Below are 18,123 nucleotides of genomic sequence, written 5' to 3'. Positions count from 1 at the left end.
GGCGGACGAAGCCGGGGATGGATGGATGACGCGAAACGGGCAGCGGCTGCTGATGCTGATCGACGACGAGCCCGCGCAACGCCGGCTCGTCTCGGCGCTGGCGGCGCGTGCCGGGTGGCGGTCGATCTTCGCGGGCGATGGCGAGATGGCGATCGCCACGCTCGGCACGCAGGACGGGATGCAGCTCGACGCCGTCCTGCTCGACACCAGCGCCCCCGATGCGGACGCGACCGCGCTGATCGCCGAATTGCGCAAGCGCCGCCCCGCGCTGCCCATCCTGATGCTCACCGCCAACGGATCGGTGATGCACGCGGTGGGCGCGATGCGCGCCGGCGCCACCGATTTCCTGGTGAAGCCGCTCGCCCCCGAACGGCTGCTGGCAGCACTCGACGCTGCCGTCGCCGGCACCGCCGCGGGCGAATTGCGCCCATTGACCGAGAAGATCCCGGCGCTGCTCGGCTTCGACGAGATCGTCGGCTCGTCGCCCGACTTCCGCGCCGCGCTCGCCATCGCCGCCAAGGCCGCGCGCGCGCGCATCGCAGTGCTGGTCGAGGGCGAAAGCGGCGTCGGCAAGGAGGTGGTGGCCGAGGCGATCCACGCCGCTTCGCCGCGATCCAAACGCCCGATGCTGACGGTGAATTGCGGCGCCATCCCGCTGAACCTGATCGAAAGTGAATTGTTCGGCCACGAAAAGGGCGCCTTCACCGGCGCGTTCGAGCGCAAGATCGGCCGGTTCCAGGAAGCGGACGGCGGCACGCTGTTCCTCGACGAAGTGGGCGAGATGCCGCTCGAGGCGCAGGTGAAGCTGCTGCGCGTGCTGCAATCGGGTGAGGCGCAGCCGATCGGCGCGCGCCATCCGCGGATCGTCGACGTACGAGTCATCGCCGCCACCAACAAGACGCTGGTCGACGAGGTAGAGGCGGGCCGTTTCCGCGAGGATCTCTATTACCGGCTGAACGTCGTGCAGGTGACGATCCCGCCGTTGCGCGAACGCACCGCCGATATCCCGGCGCTGGCCCGGCATCTGCTCGCCCGGATCGCGCAGCAGCCGGGATTGCGGCCGCTCGGCATCACCGACGATGCGCTCGCCTTGCTCGGCGATTACGACTGGCCGGGCAATGTCCGCCAGTTGCAGAACGCGCTGTTCCGCGCCGCGGTGCTGTGCGAGGCGACCGCGCTCACCCGCGCCGACTTCCCGCAGATCGCCGCACTCGGCAACCGCCGCGACGGCCCGCTGCCGATCGCGGCCAGCGGCGGCGTCACGCTGTTTCGCGCCGACGGCAATCTGCGCGCGCTGGAGGAGATCGAGGCGGACGTGATCCGGCTCGCGATCGGCCATTACCGCGGCCGCATGACCGAAGTGGCGCGGCGCCTGGGGATCGGCCGCTCTACGCTCTACCGCAAGCTCGGCGAGCTGGGGATCGACAACGCGGCGGCGTGAACGGCCGACGAACCGCTCACCACAACACGCCCTTCACCGGCGTCAGCGGCGCGGGCGCGGTGTCGCCGATCGCCTGGAGCAGATCGATCTCGATCGTGCGGCACATCGCGGCGAGCGGCACGTCGTGCACCGTATCGGCGAACGGATCGACCAGATCGTCGCCGATCTTCAGCACCGCCAGGAACATCAGCCCCGCGACCGTCGACCCGACCGGGGTGGCGAACCCCAGCGTCTCGACCAGCCCGATCGGCAGCAGCATGCAGAACAGCCGGGTGAACAGATCGGGGAAGAACCGATATTGGTTGGGCAGCGGCGTGTTCTTGATCCGCTCCATCCCCCCCTGCGCATTGGCGATGTCGACCAGGATGCGCTCGAACGCCTCCTGCTGGATGGTGTCGATCCAGCCCCGGCGGCGCGCCTCGTCGATCCGCCGTCCGGTGCCGTCGAGGATGCCGTTGGCGATATTGGCGCGGGCGAGCGCGGGCGCCGCCTCGTCGGGCGAGAGGAACCGCAGCACCTCGGGCTCGACCGGCTGGCGGCGCAGCTGGCAGCGCAGCGCGTTCACATAGGCGATATGGCGGAGCACGAGGCTGCGTTTCAGGTCGTGCCCGTCGGGCTCGGGCAACTGGTTGCGCGTGATCCGCGCCAGGCTGCGCGAGGCGTTGATCATCGCGCCCCACAGCACCCGCCCCTCCCACCAGCGCTGATAGGCCGAATTGTCGCGAAAGCCGAGGAACAGCGCGAGCGCGGTGCCGAACAGCGGCAGCGGCAGCGACGGCGCGTGGAACGGCAGCACATAATAGGTGACGGTGACGATCACGTCCCACACGAACAGGATCGACAAGGGCCGCCACAGCTCGCTGACGATCTGGCGGAAACGGGGGGTGGCTTCGACGATCATGCCGCCTCGAAGCATGGCCGGGATGGACGGGCAAGGGCCGATGCGGCCGATCGCACGCGCATCGCGGCGATGGGCGGCGCCGATCGCCCCGATCCCCGTCGCCCGGGCGCACTAACCGGATGTTGAGGATGAGGCTTTACCCTCTCCGTTCATGCCAGGGGGACGAACGTGCCGGCAGGGTTGACGATCGGCGTGAAGCCGCGAGAGCCAAGGACGAAGGTGCTCGTGCCGTGCCGCCTGAAGAGCGGCCGCGGCTGGTCCGATGCGTGCATCCACAACATCTCGTCGCGCGGCCTGCTGATCGGGCTGGACGATGCGCCGGAGAACGGCAGCTATGTCGATATCCGCCGCGGCACGCTGGTGATCGTGGGCCGCGTCGTCTGGAGCAGGCAGGGCTTCATCGGCATCCGCACGCAGGACAAGGTGAGCGTGGCCGCCGTGGTGAACGAGCCGCGCGTGGGCCGACCGGGCACGCCGGCCGCGCCGGCCGGCAACGCCCCTGCACCCGATCGCCGCGCGCACGACCGCCTGTCCGCGCAAGGACGCCTTGGCCGTCGGGTGGAGCGCAACCGCCAGCGCGCGACGGTGTTGCAGTTCGGCGCGATCTCGCTCGGCGGGGTGGCTGTCGCGATCTTCGCGGCGATCGAGGTGCGCGCCGTGCTGGCCGCGCCGCTGGCGGCGATCGGCACGGCACTGGGCAGCGCGAACTAGAATTTGATGACGTGACTTGAATCCGTTCGCCCTGGGCTTGTCGAAGGGCCTGTCCAGAATGCGAAAGCACGAGCGCGGAAAGCGTGCTTCGACAAGCTCAGCACGAATGAATTTTTTCGCGATCCCATCAAGCCAACGTCAGCCCGCTCCAGCCCCTCACCCCACCAGCGCACGGTCGCGCAGGCCGCGCCAGACGCGCAGCGCCTGCACCGTCTCGGCGACGTCATGGACGCGCAGCAACTGGACGCCCGCCTCCGCCCCCTTCAGCGCCAGCGCCAGGCTGCCGCCCAGCCGGCGTTCGACGGGCGCCTCGTTGTCGAGCGCGCCGACCAGCCGCTTGCGGCTCGCCCCCAGCATCAGCGCGCAGCCGAGCCCGTGGAACACCGCAAGGCCGTTCAGCAGCGCGAGATTGTCCTGGAGCGACTTGCCGAAGCCGATGCCCGGATCGACCAGGATGCGCGATCGGGGAATGCCCGCCGCCTCGACCGCGGCGATCCGCGCCGCCAGCCAGTCGAACACCGCGCCCACCACGTCGCCATAGGCCACCCGGCCATGGCCGCCCTTTTCGGGATCGGGCGAATGCATCAGCACGACCGGGCAGCCCGCCTTGGCCACCACCTCCAGCGCGCGATCGTCCCACAACAGCGCCGACACGTCGTTGACGATCGCCGCGCCCGCCGCCAGCGCCGCCTCCATCACCCCCGCCTTGCGGGTGTCGATCGAAACCGGCGTGCCGCTCGCCGCCAGCCTTTCGATCACGGGCACGACACGCTGGGTCTCGTCGCCCTCCCACACCATCGCCGCGCCAGGCCGGGTCGATTCGCCGCCCACGTCGATCAGCGCCGCGCCCGCGACCGCCATGTCGACGCCCGCCGCGGCAGCGGCGGCCGGATCGCCGCCATGTTTCGCACCGTCCGAGAAACTGTCCGGCGTGACGTTCAGGATGCCCGCCACCAGCGGCTGATCGAGCCGCAGCGTCCGCGCGCCGAGCGTCAGCGGCGCACGCGGCGCGGTGATCGCGGCGTGGAGTGCCGCCGCCCGCTCATGGCCGAGCGCGAGCGTGCGTTCGAATTCGGCGATCGGCACGGTGGTGCGCCCGCCGTCGGCGTGCACGTCATAGGCCGCGAACCAGCTCATCCCGCCAGCCAGCCGCGCGACCGTGCCGTCGCGACCGATGGGCGAATCCACGAACTGGACGGGGCGGAGGTGGAACGGGGTCATCTAAGGCTGCCGTTCCCCGGCGAAGGCCGGGTTCCAGTTGGAAAGGGCTTCGTGACTATGCGCAACGCCGATCACCTGCGTCCCCCCAATACTGGGCCCCGGCCTTCGCCGGGGAACGGAGGCGTCTCGCCGCTCAAGGCTGGGTCGCGAGCAGATAGGTCTGGCGCAGCGTGTCGATGGGGCGAAGCGCGCCGTCCGCCTCGTGATGCCAGAAGCTCCAACCGTTGCAGGCCGGAGCGTTCTGGAGCGTGGCGCCCAGCTTGTGGATCGATCCGCTGGCGCCGCAATCGCTCAGCAGCGATCCGTCCGCGCGCACCGTCACGCGCCAGCGCCGCTTCACGTCGACCAGCACCGCGCCCGGCGCCAGATACCCGTTCTCGACCAGGGTGCCGAACGCCACCTTGGGCGCCTGGCGCGGGCTCATCATCGTGGCGAGCACGGATTCGTCGAGCGGCAGCGCCGCCGCGATCCGCTCCTCGGCGGCGGCGATATAATCCGCCTCGCGCTCGATCCCGATCCAGCGCCGCCCCAGCCGCTTGGCCACCGCGCCCGTCGTGCCGGTGCCGAAGAACGGATCGAGCACCACGTCGCCGGGCTTGGTGCAGGCGAGCAGCACGCGGTAGATCAACGCCTCGGGCTTCTGCGTCGGGTGCACCTTGGTGCCGTTCTTCTTCAGCCGCTCGCCGCCGCCGCAGATCGGGAACTCCCAGTCGCTGCGCATCTGCAATTCGTCGTTCAGCGTCTTCATGCTGCGATAGTTGAAGGTGTATTTCGCCTTCTCGCCCTTCGACGCCCAGATCAGCGTCTCGTGCGCGTTGGTGAAGCGCGTGCCGCGGAAATTGGGCATCGGATTGGCCTTGCGCCACACGATGTCGTTCAGGATCCAATAGCCCAGATCCTGCACCGCGGCGCCGACGCGGAAGATGTTGTGATAGCTGCCGATCACCCACAGCGCGCCGTCGTCCTTCAGGATGCGGCGCGCCTCCTTCAGCCAGGCGCGGGTGAAGCGGTCGTACAGCGCGAACGTGTCGAACTTGTCCCAATCGTCGGTGACGGCATCGACATGGCTGCCATCGGGCCGGAACAGCTCGCCGCCGAGCTGCAGATTATAGGGCGGATCGGCAAAGATCATGTCGACCGATTTCGCCGGCAGCGCCTTCATCTGCGCGATGCAGTCGCCGCGCAAAATCTGGTCGAGCGGCAGCGCGGCGGGCGCGGCGGTCTCGGATCGCGCGGTGCGCGGTCGCGCGATGGTTTCGGTCACTGCCATGTCTTGCCCCTAATTCGCCGGCCATTCCTGCGGACGGGGCGGAATCCGTCAAGCCTTGATTGCCGGCGCGGCACCGGCGGCGAGCGGCGCGCTACCGTGCCGATGACCCGCTCGCGGCCAGATATGGAGTCTGGCGATCCCCGCGGACTCAAGCGCTGGTGGTGTGGCCGAAAAGACTCGGGGGCCCGGATTCGCGCATCCGGTACGCCGCGGCGACCGGCGCGAAGCTGCGGCGGTGCAGCGGGGTCGGCCCATGTTCGGCCAGCGCGCGCAGATGCGCGGCACAGCCATAGCCCTTGTTCGACGCCCAGCCATAATGCGGATGCGCCTCGGCATGCGCCAGCATGATCGTGTCGCGGGTGTGCTTGGCGACGATCGAGGCCGCGGCGATCGACAGCGAATGCGAATCGCCCTTCACGATCGGCGTTGCGGCATAGCCCCATCGCGGCAGCCGGTTGCCGTCGACCAGCACATGGCCCGGCGCCTGGCCGCCCTCGCGGGCCAGCGCCTCGACCGCGAGCGTCATCGCCTTCATCGTTGCCCAGTGGATGTTGAGCGTGTCGATCTCGTCCGCCTCGACGATGCCGATGCCGACCACCGCACAGGCCATCAGCCGCCCGTGCAGCCGCGCGCGGGTGGCGGCGGAGAGCGTCTTGGAATCGTCGATCCCGCGCGGCACGCCCCTGGCCGGCAGGATGACGGCGGCGGCCACCACCGGCCCCGCCAGCGGCCCGCGGCCCGCTTCGTCCACGCCCACGACGGGGGCGAGGCAGAGCTTTTCGTGTTTGAGGCTGGGGCGGGTGGGTTTTTGAGTCATTGGGAGAGGCTTGGCCTGGAAGAGAAGGCTTCGCGCAAAGACGCGAAGACGCCAAGAGGGATCGTGCGCGGCAGCGCACCCGCACCATCACCCATCGATGAAGAAAGCGCCGTCGGCGCGGCCGGGCGCGACCTCTTCGCGTCTTCGCGTCTTTGCGCGAACCACCCTGTTTCGGCATGTTTCGCACGCCGCCGCAGCGGCCAAGCAAGATCAGGCGTCATACGGCACCCGCCCCATCGCGTGTCCCATCGGCCCGTGCCCCGCGCCGAGGCCGGGCGCGTGCGCCAGCGCGGCGCGGACGAAACCGATCGCGCGCTCCACGGCGGCCGTCAGCGTCAGCCCCTGTGCCAACCCGGTCGCGATGCCGCTCGCCAGCGTGCAGCCGGTGCCATGGGTGTGGCGCGTCGGGATGCGCGCTTCGGACCAGCGGCTTTGCGTGCCGTCGGTGGCGATCAGCCGGTCCTCGACCCGGTCGCCCGCGCCATGCCCGCCCTTCACGAGCACCGCGCCGCCCTGCGCGCGGACCGCATCCTCGCCGCCCAGCGCCGCCAGTTCGGGCAGATTGGGCGTCGTCACCGTCGCCCGCCGCATCAGCCGTCCGAATGCGGCGATCGTCGCGGCGTCGGCCAGCGTCGCGCCGCTCGTCGCGATCATCACCGGATCGAAGACCACCGGCACCCCGGGCATGGTGCCGAGCCAGTCCGCCACCGCATGCGCGGTGGCCGCCGAGCCGATCATGCCGATCTTCACCGCATCCACGCCGATATCATCCGCCACCGAGCGGATCTGCGCGATCACCATCTCCGCCGGCACCGGCATCGCCGCCTGCACGCCCTGCGTGTTCTGCGCGGTGATCGCCGTCACCGCGGTCATCGCATGGCCGCCGAGCATCGTGATCGTCCTGATATCGGCCTGGATCCCCGCCCCGCCGCCGCTGTCCGATCCGGCGATCGCCAGCACGCGCGCGATCGTCATCCCGGATATTGCCGCCGGGTCGAGGCCGGATGGTCCTTCAGCGCCTTGCCGGTACGCGTCGGCCGGTCGAGCAGCTCGCCGCCGCAATTGGGGCAACGCTCGTCCAGCGCATCGGCGCATTCCGCGCAGAAGGTGCATTCGAGCGAACAGACGAACGCACCCCCCGCATCCGCCGGCAGATCCGCGCCGCAGCGCGCGCAATCGGGGTGCATGGCGAGCATCAGGCCGCCGCCGCCTTCACCGCATCGCAGATCCGGTCGACCACGCGCTCGACCTGCTGCGGATCGTCGCCCTCCGCCATCACCCGGATCACCGGCTCGGTGCCCGAAGGCCGGATCACCAGCCGACCACGCCCCGCGAGCTCCGCCTCGGCCTCCGCGATCACCGCCTTCACGCTGTCGGCCTCCAGCGGCTTGCCGCCGGCGAAGCGCACGTTCTTCAGCAATTGCGGCAGCGGCTCGAACCGGTGCAGCACCGCGCTCGCCGGCGCGCCCGCGCGGCGCACCTCGGCCAGCACCTGAAGCGCGGCGACCAGCCCGTCGCCGGTGGTGGCGTAATCGGCGAGGATGATATGGCCCGACTGTTCGCCGCCCACATTATACCCCCGCGCGCGCATCGCCTCCAGCACGTGCCGGTCGCCCACGCTGGTGCGGATCAGCCCCAGGCCCTGCGCCGCCAGATGCCGTTCGAGCCCCAGATTGGACATCACGGTCGCCACCACGCCGCCGCCCGCCAGCTTGCCCTGCCGCGCCCAGCCGGCCGCGATCGTCGCCATCAGCTGGTCGCCGTCGACCACCTTGCCCTTTTCGTCGACCACGATCAGCCGGTCGGCATCGCCGTCGAGCGCGATGCCGATATCGGCGCCGCTCGCGACCACCGTCTCCGACAGCGTCTGCGGCGCGGTGGAGCCGACGCCGTCGTTGATGTTGGTGCCATCGGGTGTCACCCCGATCGCGATCACGTCCGCGCCCAGCTCCCACAGAGCGGAGGGCGCGACCTTGTACGCCGCCCCGTTCGCGCAATCGATCACGACGCGCATCCCGTCGAGCCGCAGGTCGCGGGGAAAGGTGGCCTTGGCCGAGTTGATGTAGCGGCCCTGCGCATCGTCGATCCGGCGCGCGCGGCCGATATGGTCGGCGGCCGCGAGCGGAATGTCGCCGTCGATCAGCGCCTCGATCGCCGCCTCCGCATCGTCGCTGAGCTTGTAGCCGTCGGGGCCGAACAATTTGATGCCGTTGTCGGCGAACGGATTGTGGCTGGCCGAGATCATCACGCCGATATCGGCGCGCATCGACTGGGTGAGCATGGCCACGCCCGGCGTCGGCATCGGCCCGACCATCACCACGTCCATGCCCACGCTGGTGAACCCCGCCACCAGCGCCGATTCGAGCATATAGCCCGACAGTCGCGTGTCCTTGCCGATCAGCACGCGGTGGCGGTGATCGCCGCGCAGGAAATAGGTGCCGGCCGCCATCCCCACCTTCATCGCCATCGCCGCGGTCATCGCACCCGCATTGGTGAGGCCGCGAATCCCATCGGTGCCGAAATATTTTCTTGCCATGCCTGCCGCCGTCCGTTCCGCTAGAGCCGTACGCCAACCGCTCTAATGCATCGGCGGGCGGCGGGGCCACCCCCTGCCGCACGCCGCATGTCTGCCCAACCCGTTCGAAAGCCCCCATGTCGCAGGCGACCCGGATCCTTCTCTCGCTCGTCGCCGGCCTGATCGGCGGAATCGCGCTCGCCGCGTTCGCGCCCGCCCTGGTCGATCCGGCCGCCAGCGTCGCCCAGCCGATCGGCACCGCATGGCTGAACGCGCTGCAGATGACGATCGTGCCGCTGGTGGTGGCGCTGCTCATCACCGGCGTCGCGGCCACCGCCGAGGCGGCGCAGGCGGGGCGGCTCGCCGCGCGCGCGATCGCGCTCTACGTCGCGCTGCTCGTCGCCTCGGCCACCGCGGCGGCGGTGCTGACGCCGCTCTTCCTGCGCATCGTGCCGATCCCCGCCGCCTCCGCCGCCAGCCTGCGCGCCGCGCTGGTGGGGCACGAGACCGTCGCCAAGGCGCCGCCGCTCGGCCAGTTCCTCGCCGGCATCATCCCCGCCAACATCGTGAAGGCAGCAGCGGAAAACGCGTTCCTGTCGCTCATCATCTTCGCGCTCGTCTTCGCCTTTGCGATGACGCGGATCGCGCCCGAGGGCCGCGCGCTGCTCACCGCCTTCTTCACCGCGGTGCGCGATGCGATGCTCGTCGTGATCGAATGGATCCTGTGGATCGCGCCGGTCGGCGTGTTCGCGCTGGCGCTCGTCGTCGGCGCGCGCGCGGGCACCGGCGCGTTCGGTGCGCTCGTCCATTACATCGCGATCGTCGCGGGCGTCGGCGCGGTGGTGTCGCTCGCCGCCTATCCGCTGGCGGTGATCGGCGGCCGCACCGGGCTTGGCGCCTATACCCGCGCGGTGTTGCCGAGCCAGGCGGTCGCGATCAGCACGCAATCCTCGATCGCGACGCTGCCGGCGATGATCGAGGGCGCGAGCGCGCTGGGCGTGCCGGTCGCCACCTCGGGCGTCACGCTGCCGCTGGCGGTGGCGATCTTCCGCGCGACCGGGCCGGCGATGAACCTGGCTGTGGCGATCTACGTCGCCACCTGGTTCGGCGTGACACTCACGCCCGCCGTGCTCGCGGTCGGGATCGTGGTGGCGACGCTTACCTCGCTCGGCTCGGTCAGCCTGCCCGGCACGATCAGCTATGTCAGCGCGATCGCACCGATCGCCTCGGCGCTGGGCGCGCCGGTTGCGCCGCTCGGCCTGCTCGTCGCGGTGGAGACCATCCCCGACATCGTCCGCACGCTCGGCAACGTGATGATGGACCTTGCCGCCACCTTGGCCGTTTCCGCTCGTAGCGCCCGGCCGACCGACGACCGGGCCTGACCACGGAGACCTCCTGATGAAACAGCGCACCTTGGGCGACGGCCTCGTCGTCTCCGCGCTCGGCCTTGGCTGCATGCCGATGGTGGGCGACGGCATGTACGGCGCGGCGGACGAGGGCGAGAGCATCGCCACCATCCACCGCGCGATCGACCTGGGCGTCACACTTTTCGACACCGCCGAGATCTATGGCCCGCACACCAACGAGGCGCTGCTCGGCCGCGCCATCAAGGGCAAGCGCGACGGATTGGTGATCGCCACCAAATTCGGTTTCCGGATCGAAGACGGCAAGCGCGGCCAGGGGCTGAACAGCACGCCCGAAAACGTGCGCGCAGCGTGCGAGGGATCGCTGAAGCGGCTCGGCATCGAGACGATCGACCTGTTCTACCAGCACCGCGTCGATCCCGACGTGCCGATCGAGGAGACGGTGGGCGCGATGGCCGATCTGGTGAAGGCGGGCAAGGTGCGCCATCTGGGCCTGTCGGAGCCCGGCATCGAATCGATGCGCCGCGCCGCCGCGGTCCACCCGATTGCCGCGCTCCAGAACGAATATTCGCTGTGGGAGCGCGATCTTGAGGCGGAGATCCTGCCCCTCGCCCGCGCGCTGGGCATCGGGCTCGTGCCCTATAGCCCGCTCGGCCGCGGCTTCCTGACCGGGCAGGCGCAGCGGCCGGAGACCCTGGGCCCGGACGATTTCCGCCGCAACGATCCGCGCTATGCGCCCGAGAATTTCGACCGCAACATGGAAATGGTCGCCGTGGTGAAGCGGATCGCCGACGCGCACGGCGTCAGCGCGGCGCAGGTGGCGCTCGCCTGGCTGCTGGCGCAAGGGCCCGACGTGGTGCCGATCCCCGGCTCCAAGCGGCGCGCCACGCTGGAGGACAGCATGGCCGCGCCCGATCTCGCGCTCACCGCCGACGATCTCGCCGCGCTCGACGCCGCCGCCCCGCGCGGCGGCACGGCGGGGCCGCGCTATGGCGAGGCGATGATGGCGATGGTCCGCCGCTGAATTACCGCCTGCGGGGCGGGACCGTCTCGCCGTCGGTACGGAAACCGGCGGCGGACGGTTCGGCCAGTTCGTTCTGCCCCGCCATTGCATGCGCGGGATCGTCGACGAGCGTGTCGAGATGCATCAGCCGGCGGAACCACGGCGCGATCGCGATCAGCACGACGCCCGCACCGATCCCGAACCAGCCGACCGTCGTGTAGACGTCGAGCACGCGTTCCTGGCCTGCCCCCGCCACGCCCTCGCCCCCGCCGGTCGCCTGCGAGATCAGCCCGGCGGCGAAATTGCCCGCCGCGGTGGCGAAATACCAGGTGCCCATTACCAGGCTGGCCATGTTGGCCGGGCTCAGCCGGTTCATCGCCGACAGGCCGACGGGCGACAGGCACAATTCGCCCGTCGTCTGGAACAGATAGATCAGGAAGATGAAGAGCACCGGGGTCAGCTGCCCGATCCCCGCCGCCTTCGCACCCCACACCAGCACCAGGAAGCTGAAGCCGAGCTGGAGCATGGCGATCCCGAACTTGGCGGGCGCGGACGGCTCGCGCCCGCGTTTGGCGAGAAACGTCCACAGCCATGCGATGACCGGCCCGAAGATCATGATGTAGAGCGAGTTGACCGACTGGAAGACCGAGGCCGGCACGTCGAAGCCCGCCATGTGGCGATCGACATGCTCGTCGGTATAGAGGTTCAGCGAATTGCCCGCCTGTTCGAACAGCGCCCAGAACAGGATCGAGGCGAAGATCAGGAACAGCAGCGCGAAGATCCGGTCGCGGTCCTCGCGCGGCAGGCGCAGCACGGCGGTGTAGATCACATAACCGACCAGCGCCGCGCCCGCGATGCCCAGCAGCGTGCCGACCAGATCCTGATGCTGGATCAGCCACCAGATCGCCACCACCGCGATCAGGCCGCTGGCATAGAGCCACGCCTCGAACGGCAGCCCCGCAGTCCGCGTGCGCAGCCGCGCTGGATCGGTGGGCTCGCCCCGGCCGAGCAGCGCGGGCCGGCCGAGCACGAACACCACCAGGCCCAGCAGCATGCCGACGCCCGCCGCGCCGAATCCCCAGGACCAGCCATAGCGTTCGCCCAGCCAGCCGGCGACGATCGCGCCCAGGAACGCGCCCGTGTTGATGCCGATGTAGAAGATCGTATAGGCCGGATCGCGGCGCGGATCGGTGCGCGGATAGAGCTGCCCCACGATCACCGAGATATTGGCCTTCAGGAAGCCCGCGCCGACGATGATGAAGCTGAGCGCGAGCCAGAACAGGTTGATGGTCGGATCGCTTTGGCCGCCGCTGCCCTCCACGGCCATCAGCCCGTGGCCGAGCACCAGCAGCACCGCGCCGTACAGCACCGCCTTGCGCTGCCCGAGATAGCGATCCGCCATGTAACCGCCGATCACCGGCGTGATGTACACCAGCGCGGTATAGGCACCGTAGATCAGCGAGGCATGTTCCTTGTCGAACAGCCAATGCTTGGTGAGATAGAAGATCAGCAGCCCGCGCATGCCGTAATAGGAGAACCGCTCCCACATCTCGGCGAAGAACAGCACGAACAGGCCGACGGGGTGGCCGAGAATGGTGCGCCCCTCGGGAAGCGGCGGCGTGGGGTAGGCGGCGATGGCCATCGGCGGCTCTGCACTCCAGATATCGTCGCCGACTGCCGGCATACGCGGATATCGGCGCCAGCGTAGCGGCAAAGCGCGCCCTGTAAATATGCGGGGGCCACGCCTATCTGTCGCGACGATGCTGAACGACGCCTCCACCCCGCTTTCGCTGCTCGCCACCCGCCGATCGGGCAAGCCGCGCGACCTCGTGGCCCCCGGGCCCGCCCCCGATCAGCTCGCGACGATCCTGACGATCGCCGCGCGCACCCCGGATCATGGCAAGCTCGCGCCCTGGCGCTTCGTGGTCGTGCCACTGGAAGCGCGCGCGGCGCTGGCGGGCGTGCTGGCCGAGGCCTTTCGCGCCGAGCGGCCGGGTGCGCAGGCCGCCGAGCTGGAGGGGCTCGCCCAGTTCGCGCACCAGGCGCCCGCGCTCGTCGTGGTGCTGTCGTCGCCCAAACCCAGCAAGATCCCGGTCTGGGAGCAGGAATTGTCCGCCGGGGCGGCCTGCATGAACCTGCTCCACGCCGCGCATGCGCTGGGCTTCGCCGGCGGCTGGCTCACCGGCTGGCCGGCGTTCAGCGAGACAGTGCGCGACGCGTTCGGCCAGGCGCCCGAGCGGATCGCCGGTTTCGTCTTCCTCGGCACCCCCTCGCGCCCGCTCGACGAACGCCCCCGGCCCGACATGGCGGCGATCGCCAGCGTCTGGGCGGAGGGACGGGGCTCGTGAGACTCGACGCCGCCGCCCCTTTGCTGTATTAACGCAGCATGACAGCGCTCAACAGCGACGACAGCCCCGTCTATATCCGCCTGCGCGGCACGATCGCCGCCGGCATCCTGCGCGGCGATTACGGCGCGGGCGACCAGCTTCCCTCGGTCCGCGCCTTCGCCGCCGAACATGGCGCCAACCCGCTCACCGTCGCCAAGGCGTATCAGGGCTTCCAGGACGACGGCTATGTCGAGGTGCGCCGCGGTGTCGGCATGTTCGTGCTGCCCGGGGCGGCCGAACGGCTGCGCATCGCCGAACGCGAGACGTTCGTGGGCGTCCACTGGCCCCGCATCCGCGACCATATCGCGCTACTGGGCCTCGACGCGGGCGATCTGCTCGAACGCGCCTAGAACAGCCCGAGCGTGGCCACTTCGTCCACGTCCAGATCGATGCCGAACATCAGGCTGAGCCGCATGCGATAGATGCGCGGATCGGCGACCTCGCCGCTCGTCGCCTCCTCGCCCGATCGGCGGCGATACAGCCGGTCGGTCAGCGTGGCGAAGCCGCGCGGCAGCACGATGCTGACGATCGCATGGTTGCGAAAGCGGCTGTCTGGCGCGGTCGACGTCCAGTGGTTGCTGAGCATCAGGTCCGCCGGTTCGACGTTCGCCAGCGTGAAGCTATATTGCGCGCGCAGCCCCGCGCCCGTGTCGCGGCCGTCGGTGGTGAGCGGATCGCCCTCGCGCGCGAGCATCCAGCCGTCCTCGCTGCTGGTGAGCACGAAGCGCGCGCCATCGGGCGCCAACGTCTCGGCGCCGTCCGCCAGCGGCATCACCGGTGCATAGCTGCCGCCGAAGCCCGCATCCGCAATCCAATTCTGTCCGTCGATCGTGACCAGCGCCAGCGTGTGCGTCAGCGGCGGCACGCCGGTCGCCCCCAGCCAGACGCGGGCGAGCAGCGGCCGCGCGACGAAGCCCAGCGCGTCGAGCGCATCGAGGAACAGCCGGTTCTGCTCGAAGCAGTAACCGCCGCGCCGCGCGGTCACCAGCTTGACGAACACGCTCGCGCTGTCGATCGCGATGACCCGCCCGAGCCGCACGTCCAGATTTTCGAACGGGATCGCCAGCCGGTGCGCCTGCTGCAGCCGCTGGAGCCCGGCCGCATCGGGCGTCGGCCGCGCCGGCATGCCGATCCGCGCGAAATACGCGCCGACGTCGAAGCTCATGCCGCGAACATCTCCGGCTCCACGGCGTAGAGCGTCTCCGCGCTCGCGGTGGCGGCGGCGAGCAATCCCATCGCCTCGGGCACGATCTGTTCGAGATAGAAACGCACCGCCGCCGCCTTCATCCGCCCGAACGCATCCTCGCCCGCTCCACCCTCGGCCAGGGCGCGGCCCTGTCGCTCCATCAGCCAGCCGCAGGTCGCGACCGACAGCATCGTGAGGAAGGGATAGCTTGCCGCCAGCCGGTCGTCCGCATCCGCCGTCGCGAGCCGCCGGCCGACATCCTCGCACGCATCGACCAGCGCGCGCAGCCGCGCGTCGCGCGCCTCCGCGCGAATGTCGGCGATCAGCCGCGCGAACACGCCGCCATTGTCCAGCCCAAGCTTGCGCCCGACCAGATCGGCCGCCTGGATGCCGTTGGTGCCCTCGTAAATGGGGGTGATCCGCGCATCGCGGAAATACTGCGCCGCGCCCGTCTCCTCGACATAGCCCATGCCGCCATGGACCTGGATGCCGATGCTCGCGACCTCGTTGCCGAGATCGGTGCCATGCGCCTTGGCGAGCGGCGTCACCAGCTCGAGCCGACCGCGTGCTTCGGCATCGCCCAGCCCCGCGCGATCCACCTGGCCGGCGGCATAATAGACCAGGGCGCGCGCGGCCTGGGTCTGCGCCTTCATCCGCATCAGCATGCGCCGTACGTCGGGATGCTGGACGATCGCGACCGACGCCTTGTCGGGCGATCCCGCGCGCGCCGACTGCACCCGATCCAGCGCATAGGCGACCGCGGCCTGGGTCGCGCCCTCGGCCACCTGCACGCCCTGCAGGCCGACGTTCAGCCGGGCGTTGTTCATCATCGTGAACATCGCGCGCATCCCGGCATGTTCCGCCCCGATCAGCTCGCCGATGCAATTGTCGTGATCGCCGAAGCTCAAGACGCAGGTGGGCGAGGCGTGCAGCCCCATCTTGTGCTCGATCGACACGACGCGCACGTCGTTGAAGTCGCCCGGCGTACCATCCTCGGCCAGCCGGTATTTGGGCACGAGGAACAGCGAGATGCCGCGCGTGCCCGGCGGCGCGTCCGGGGTGCGCGCCAGGACGAGGTGGACGATGTTCGCCGCCATGTCGTGATCGCCGAACGAGATATAGATCTTGGTGCCCTTGATCGCCCATTTGCCGTCACCGAGCGGCTTGGCGGTGGCGCGGAGCGCGCCGACGTCGCTGCCCGCCTGCGGCTCGGTCAGGTTCATCGTGCCGGTCCATTCGCCGGTGGCCAGATGCGGCAGATAGAGCGCCTGCTGCTCGGGGCTGCCGTGATGCGCCAGCGCCTCGATCGCGCCCACCGTCAGCGTGGGGCAGAGCGCGAAACCCATGTTCGCGGAGCCGAGCGTGTCGAGCACCGCGGTCTGGATCGCGAACGGCAACCCCTGCCCGCCGAACTCTTCGGCCACGCCGATCGTGCCCCAGCCGCCCTCGACATAATCGCGGTATGCCGCGCCGAACCCGTCGGGCATCACCACGCCGTCCGGCGTCCATTTCGCCCCCACGGTGTCGCCGATCCGGTTGAGCGGCGCCCATTCGCCCGCCGCGAACTGGCCGACGCCGTCGAGCACCGCATCGACCACGTCGTCGCTCGCCGCCGCGAAGCGCGGCGTCTCGGCCAGTTCGCCGATCCGCACCACCTGATCGAGTACGAAACGCTGTTCCTGCGTCGGGGGGGTGAAAGCCATCGTCGCGTCCTCTTATCTCTCGCTTATGGCGGGGCTATAGCGGCGCATCATGGCGCCTCCAAACCCCCGAATTCTCCCTTACGGCACGGCCGCGATCGCGGCCGCCGCCGCCGCGATCCGCGCCGGGGGGATCGTCGGGGTGCCGACCGAAACCGTCTATGGCCTGGCCGCGGACGCGACCGATTCGAAGGCGGTCGCGCGGATCTATGCCGCCAAAGGCCGACCGCGCTTCAACCCGCTGATCGTCCATGTGCTCGACCGCGCCGCCGCCGATCGGATCGCGGTCTTCGATGCCGATGCCGCCGCACTCGCCGACGCCTTCTGGCCGGGACCGCTCACGCTGGTGCTGCCGCTGCGCGCCGATGCCGGGATCGCCGCGCTGGTCACGGCGGGGCTGGCCACGATCGCGGTGCGCGTGCCCTCGGGACGGGCGATGCGCGACCTGATCGCCACGAGCGGTCGGCCGCTCGCCGCGCCATCGGCCAACGCCAGCGGCGGCATCAGCCCGACGACCGCCGCACATGTCGTCGCGAGCCTCGGCGACGCGGTGCCGCTTGTGATCGACGACGGCGCCTGTGCGGCGGGGCTGGAGTCGACGATCATGGCGGGGCGCGAAATCCTGCGTCCGGGGCCAGTGACGGCGGCCGATCTCCAGATCCTGTTCCCCGGCGAAGGCCGGGGCTCAGCGGGGACGGCTCCCGCGACCGCGCACAGCGCATATCAGGGCGCCCCCCCAACCAGGCCCCGACCTTCGCCGGGGAACAGGGTCGTCAACGCGCCCGGCCAGCTCGACAGCCATTATGCGCCGCGCAAGCCGCTCCGTCTGGATGCCACCACCGCCCAACCCGGCGAGTGGTTCATCGGCTATGGCCCGCTCCCCGGCGACGAGAGCCTCGGCGACGACCCCGTCACCGCCGCGGCCAATCTCTTCGCCGCGCTCCACCGCGCCGATGCCGCACCGGGCACGCGGATCGCGGTGGCGCCGATCCCGCCCGACGGTATCGGCGCGGCGATAGCGGATCGCCTGCGCCGCGCCGCGCACCGTTAGGCGGTCACCGCCCGCGAGCGTTCTGCAAAGCTCTTGCGCAGCTTCTGCAGCTTGGGCGGGATCACCGCCATGCAATAGGGATTGGAGCGCCCCGACGTCTCCCAATAATCCTGGTGATAGCCTTCGGCCGGATACCAGGTGGCGCCGATCGCATCCGTGGGCGTCTCGATCGTGGTGACGATAGGCTTGGCCGAGTCAACCTGCGCGCGCGCCTTCGCGGCTTCCATCTCGGCGGCCTGTTCCGCGTCCTTGGGGAACATCGCCGAACGATATTGCGTACCGACATCGTTGCCCTGCCGGTTGAGCTGCGTCGGATCGTGCGTCGCGAAGAAGATGTCGAGCAGGTCGCCCAGCGCCAGCCGCTCGGGATCGAAGCCGATCCGGATCGCCTCGGCATGGCCGGTATCGCCGCCGCACACCGCGCGATAGGTCGGGTCGGCGACATGCCCCCCGATATAGCCGCTTTCGACCGACTCCACGCCGATCACATCCTTGAACACCGCCTCGGTGCACCAGAAACACCCGCCCGCCAGCGTTACAACATCCGTCATGTCCG

18 protein-coding genes are annotated in these 18,123 nt (G+C 70.1%); 7 read left to right on the top strand and 11 right to left on the bottom strand.

Annotation, left to right across the window (positions count from 1 at the left end; all coding sequences use genetic code 11):
* The first annotated feature begins 25 nt into the window (after positions 1 to 25).
* Positions 26 to 1,441: a sigma-54 dependent transcriptional regulator gene (locus OXQ95_RS01725; protein WP_242096434.1), complete on the top strand. Its 1,416-nt coding sequence runs from the start codon at positions 26 to 28 to the stop codon at positions 1,439 to 1,441.
* 16 nt (positions 1,442 to 1,457) lie between these two features.
* Here OXQ95_RS01725 and OXQ95_RS01720 read toward each other — a convergent pair whose 3' ends face one another.
* Entirely contained in the window at positions 1,458 to 2,342 is an 885-nt protein-coding gene (locus OXQ95_RS01720; RefSeq protein ID WP_242096435.1) for a bestrophin family ion channel, read from the bottom strand.
* A gap of 168 nt (positions 2,343 to 2,510) precedes the next feature.
* Here OXQ95_RS01720 and OXQ95_RS01715 point away from each other — a divergent pair, with 168 nt between their 5' ends.
* Positions 2,511 to 3,053 carry a PilZ domain-containing protein gene (locus OXQ95_RS01715; protein WP_267378742.1) on the top strand — a complete coding sequence of 181 codons (543 nt, stop codon included), beginning with the start codon at positions 2,511 to 2,513 and terminating at the stop codon, positions 3,051 to 3,053.
* Positions 3,054 to 3,209: 156 nt separating this feature from the next.
* Here the strand turns inward: OXQ95_RS01715 and folP are convergent, their stop codons facing one another.
* The 6 genes from folP to glmM form a co-directional block, all read right to left on the bottom strand.
* A complete protein-coding gene (gene folP, locus OXQ95_RS01710) occupies positions 3,210 to 4,274 on the bottom strand; it encodes a dihydropteroate synthase (RefSeq protein WP_242096437.1) in 1,065 nt (354 codons plus the stop codon).
* 133 nt (positions 4,275 to 4,407) lie between these two features.
* Positions 4,408 to 5,544 carry a site-specific DNA-methyltransferase gene (locus OXQ95_RS01705; protein ID WP_276588779.1) on the bottom strand — a complete coding sequence of 379 codons (1,137 nt, stop codon included), beginning with the start codon at positions 5,542 to 5,544 and terminating at the stop codon, positions 4,408 to 4,410.
* 148 nt (positions 5,545 to 5,692) lie between these two features.
* Positions 5,693 to 6,361: a ribonuclease HII gene (locus OXQ95_RS01700; protein ID WP_242096438.1), complete on the bottom strand. Its 669-nt coding sequence runs from the start codon at positions 6,359 to 6,361 to the stop codon at positions 5,693 to 5,695.
* Positions 6,362 to 6,571: 210 nt separating this feature from the next.
* Positions 6,572 to 7,336, bottom strand: a complete 765-nt coding sequence (gene thiD, locus OXQ95_RS01695) for a bifunctional hydroxymethylpyrimidine kinase/phosphomethylpyrimidine kinase (protein WP_267378735.1) — start codon at positions 7,334 to 7,336, stop codon at positions 6,572 to 6,574.
* The gene (locus OXQ95_RS01690; protein WP_242096440.1) at positions 7,333 to 7,557 is read right to left on the bottom strand and encodes a DUF1272 domain-containing protein; all 225 of its coding nucleotides are present in this window, start codon (positions 7,555 to 7,557) and stop codon (positions 7,333 to 7,335) included. Before OXQ95_RS01690 ends, thiD begins: the two co-directional genes overlap by 4 nt.
* The gene (gene glmM, locus OXQ95_RS01685) at positions 7,557 to 8,897 is read right to left on the bottom strand and encodes a phosphoglucosamine mutase (protein WP_267378729.1); all 1,341 of its coding nucleotides are present in this window, start codon (positions 8,895 to 8,897) and stop codon (positions 7,557 to 7,559) included. Before glmM ends, OXQ95_RS01690 begins: the two co-directional genes overlap by 1 nt.
* 116 nt (positions 8,898 to 9,013) lie before the next feature.
* Here glmM and OXQ95_RS01680 point away from each other — a divergent pair, with 116 nt between their 5' ends.
* Positions 9,014 to 10,258 carry a cation:dicarboxylase symporter family transporter gene (locus OXQ95_RS01680; protein WP_267378727.1) on the top strand — a complete coding sequence of 415 codons (1,245 nt, stop codon included), beginning with the start codon at positions 9,014 to 9,016 and terminating at the stop codon, positions 10,256 to 10,258.
* A 16-nt stretch (positions 10,259 to 10,274) separates the two neighbouring features.
* Positions 10,275 to 11,264, top strand: a complete 990-nt coding sequence (locus tag OXQ95_RS01675; RefSeq protein ID WP_267378725.1) for an aldo/keto reductase — start codon at positions 10,275 to 10,277, stop codon at positions 11,262 to 11,264.
* Between the two features lies 1 nt (position 11,265).
* Here the strand turns inward: OXQ95_RS01675 and OXQ95_RS01670 are convergent, their stop codons facing one another.
* Positions 11,266 to 12,885 carry a peptide MFS transporter gene (locus tag OXQ95_RS01670; protein WP_267378722.1) on the bottom strand — a complete coding sequence of 540 codons (1,620 nt, stop codon included), beginning with the start codon at positions 12,883 to 12,885 and terminating at the stop codon, positions 11,266 to 11,268.
* 118 nt (positions 12,886 to 13,003) lie between these two features.
* On the opposite strand from OXQ95_RS01670, the gene OXQ95_RS01665 reads away from it, so the two are divergent.
* Together OXQ95_RS01665 and OXQ95_RS01660 are read left to right on the top strand one after the other, a co-directional pair.
* Positions 13,004 to 13,591 (top strand): nitroreductase, encoded by a 588-nt coding sequence (locus OXQ95_RS01665; protein WP_267378719.1) that lies wholly within the window; start codon positions 13,004 to 13,006, stop codon positions 13,589 to 13,591.
* Between the two features lie 38 nt (positions 13,592 to 13,629).
* The gene (locus tag OXQ95_RS01660) at positions 13,630 to 13,980 is read left to right on the top strand and encodes a GntR family transcriptional regulator (RefSeq protein WP_267378717.1); all 351 of its coding nucleotides are present in this window, start codon (positions 13,630 to 13,632) and stop codon (positions 13,978 to 13,980) included.
* On the opposite strand, the gene OXQ95_RS01655 is transcribed toward OXQ95_RS01660, so the two are convergent.
* Both OXQ95_RS01655 and OXQ95_RS01650 read right to left on the bottom strand, forming a co-directional pair.
* Positions 13,977 to 14,795: an arylamine N-acetyltransferase gene (locus tag OXQ95_RS01655; protein ID WP_267378714.1), complete on the bottom strand. Its 819-nt coding sequence runs from the start codon at positions 14,793 to 14,795 to the stop codon at positions 13,977 to 13,979. The genes OXQ95_RS01660 and OXQ95_RS01655 overlap by 4 nt on opposite strands.
* Positions 14,792 to 16,519 carry an acyl-CoA dehydrogenase gene (locus OXQ95_RS01650; protein ID WP_267378711.1) on the bottom strand — a complete coding sequence of 576 codons (1,728 nt, stop codon included), beginning with the start codon at positions 16,517 to 16,519 and terminating at the stop codon, positions 14,792 to 14,794. The genes OXQ95_RS01655 and OXQ95_RS01650 overlap by 4 nt, the downstream gene beginning before the upstream one ends.
* A gap of 49 nt (positions 16,520 to 16,568) precedes the next feature.
* On the opposite strand from OXQ95_RS01650, the gene OXQ95_RS01645 reads away from it, so the two are divergent.
* Positions 16,569 to 17,567, top strand: a complete 999-nt coding sequence (locus OXQ95_RS01645) for an L-threonylcarbamoyladenylate synthase (RefSeq protein WP_267378708.1) — start codon at positions 16,569 to 16,571, stop codon at positions 17,565 to 17,567.
* Here the strand turns inward: OXQ95_RS01645 and msrA are convergent.
* Positions 17,564 to 18,118, bottom strand: coding sequence for a peptide-methionine (S)-S-oxide reductase MsrA (msrA, locus tag OXQ95_RS01640; RefSeq protein ID WP_267378705.1), 555 nt, complete (start codon positions 18,116 to 18,118; stop codon positions 17,564 to 17,566). The two genes, OXQ95_RS01645 and msrA, sit on opposite strands and share 4 nt — an antisense overlap.
* Between the last annotated feature and the right edge of the window lie 5 nt (positions 18,119 to 18,123).

The organism is Sphingomonas sp. GC_Shp_6 (assembly GCF_026540835.1).
GTDB lineage: Bacteria > Pseudomonadota > Alphaproteobacteria > Sphingomonadales > Sphingomonadaceae > Sphingomonas.
Note: the sequence above shows the minus strand (reverse complement) of the source record. Positions and strands in the feature narration are given on the sequence as shown.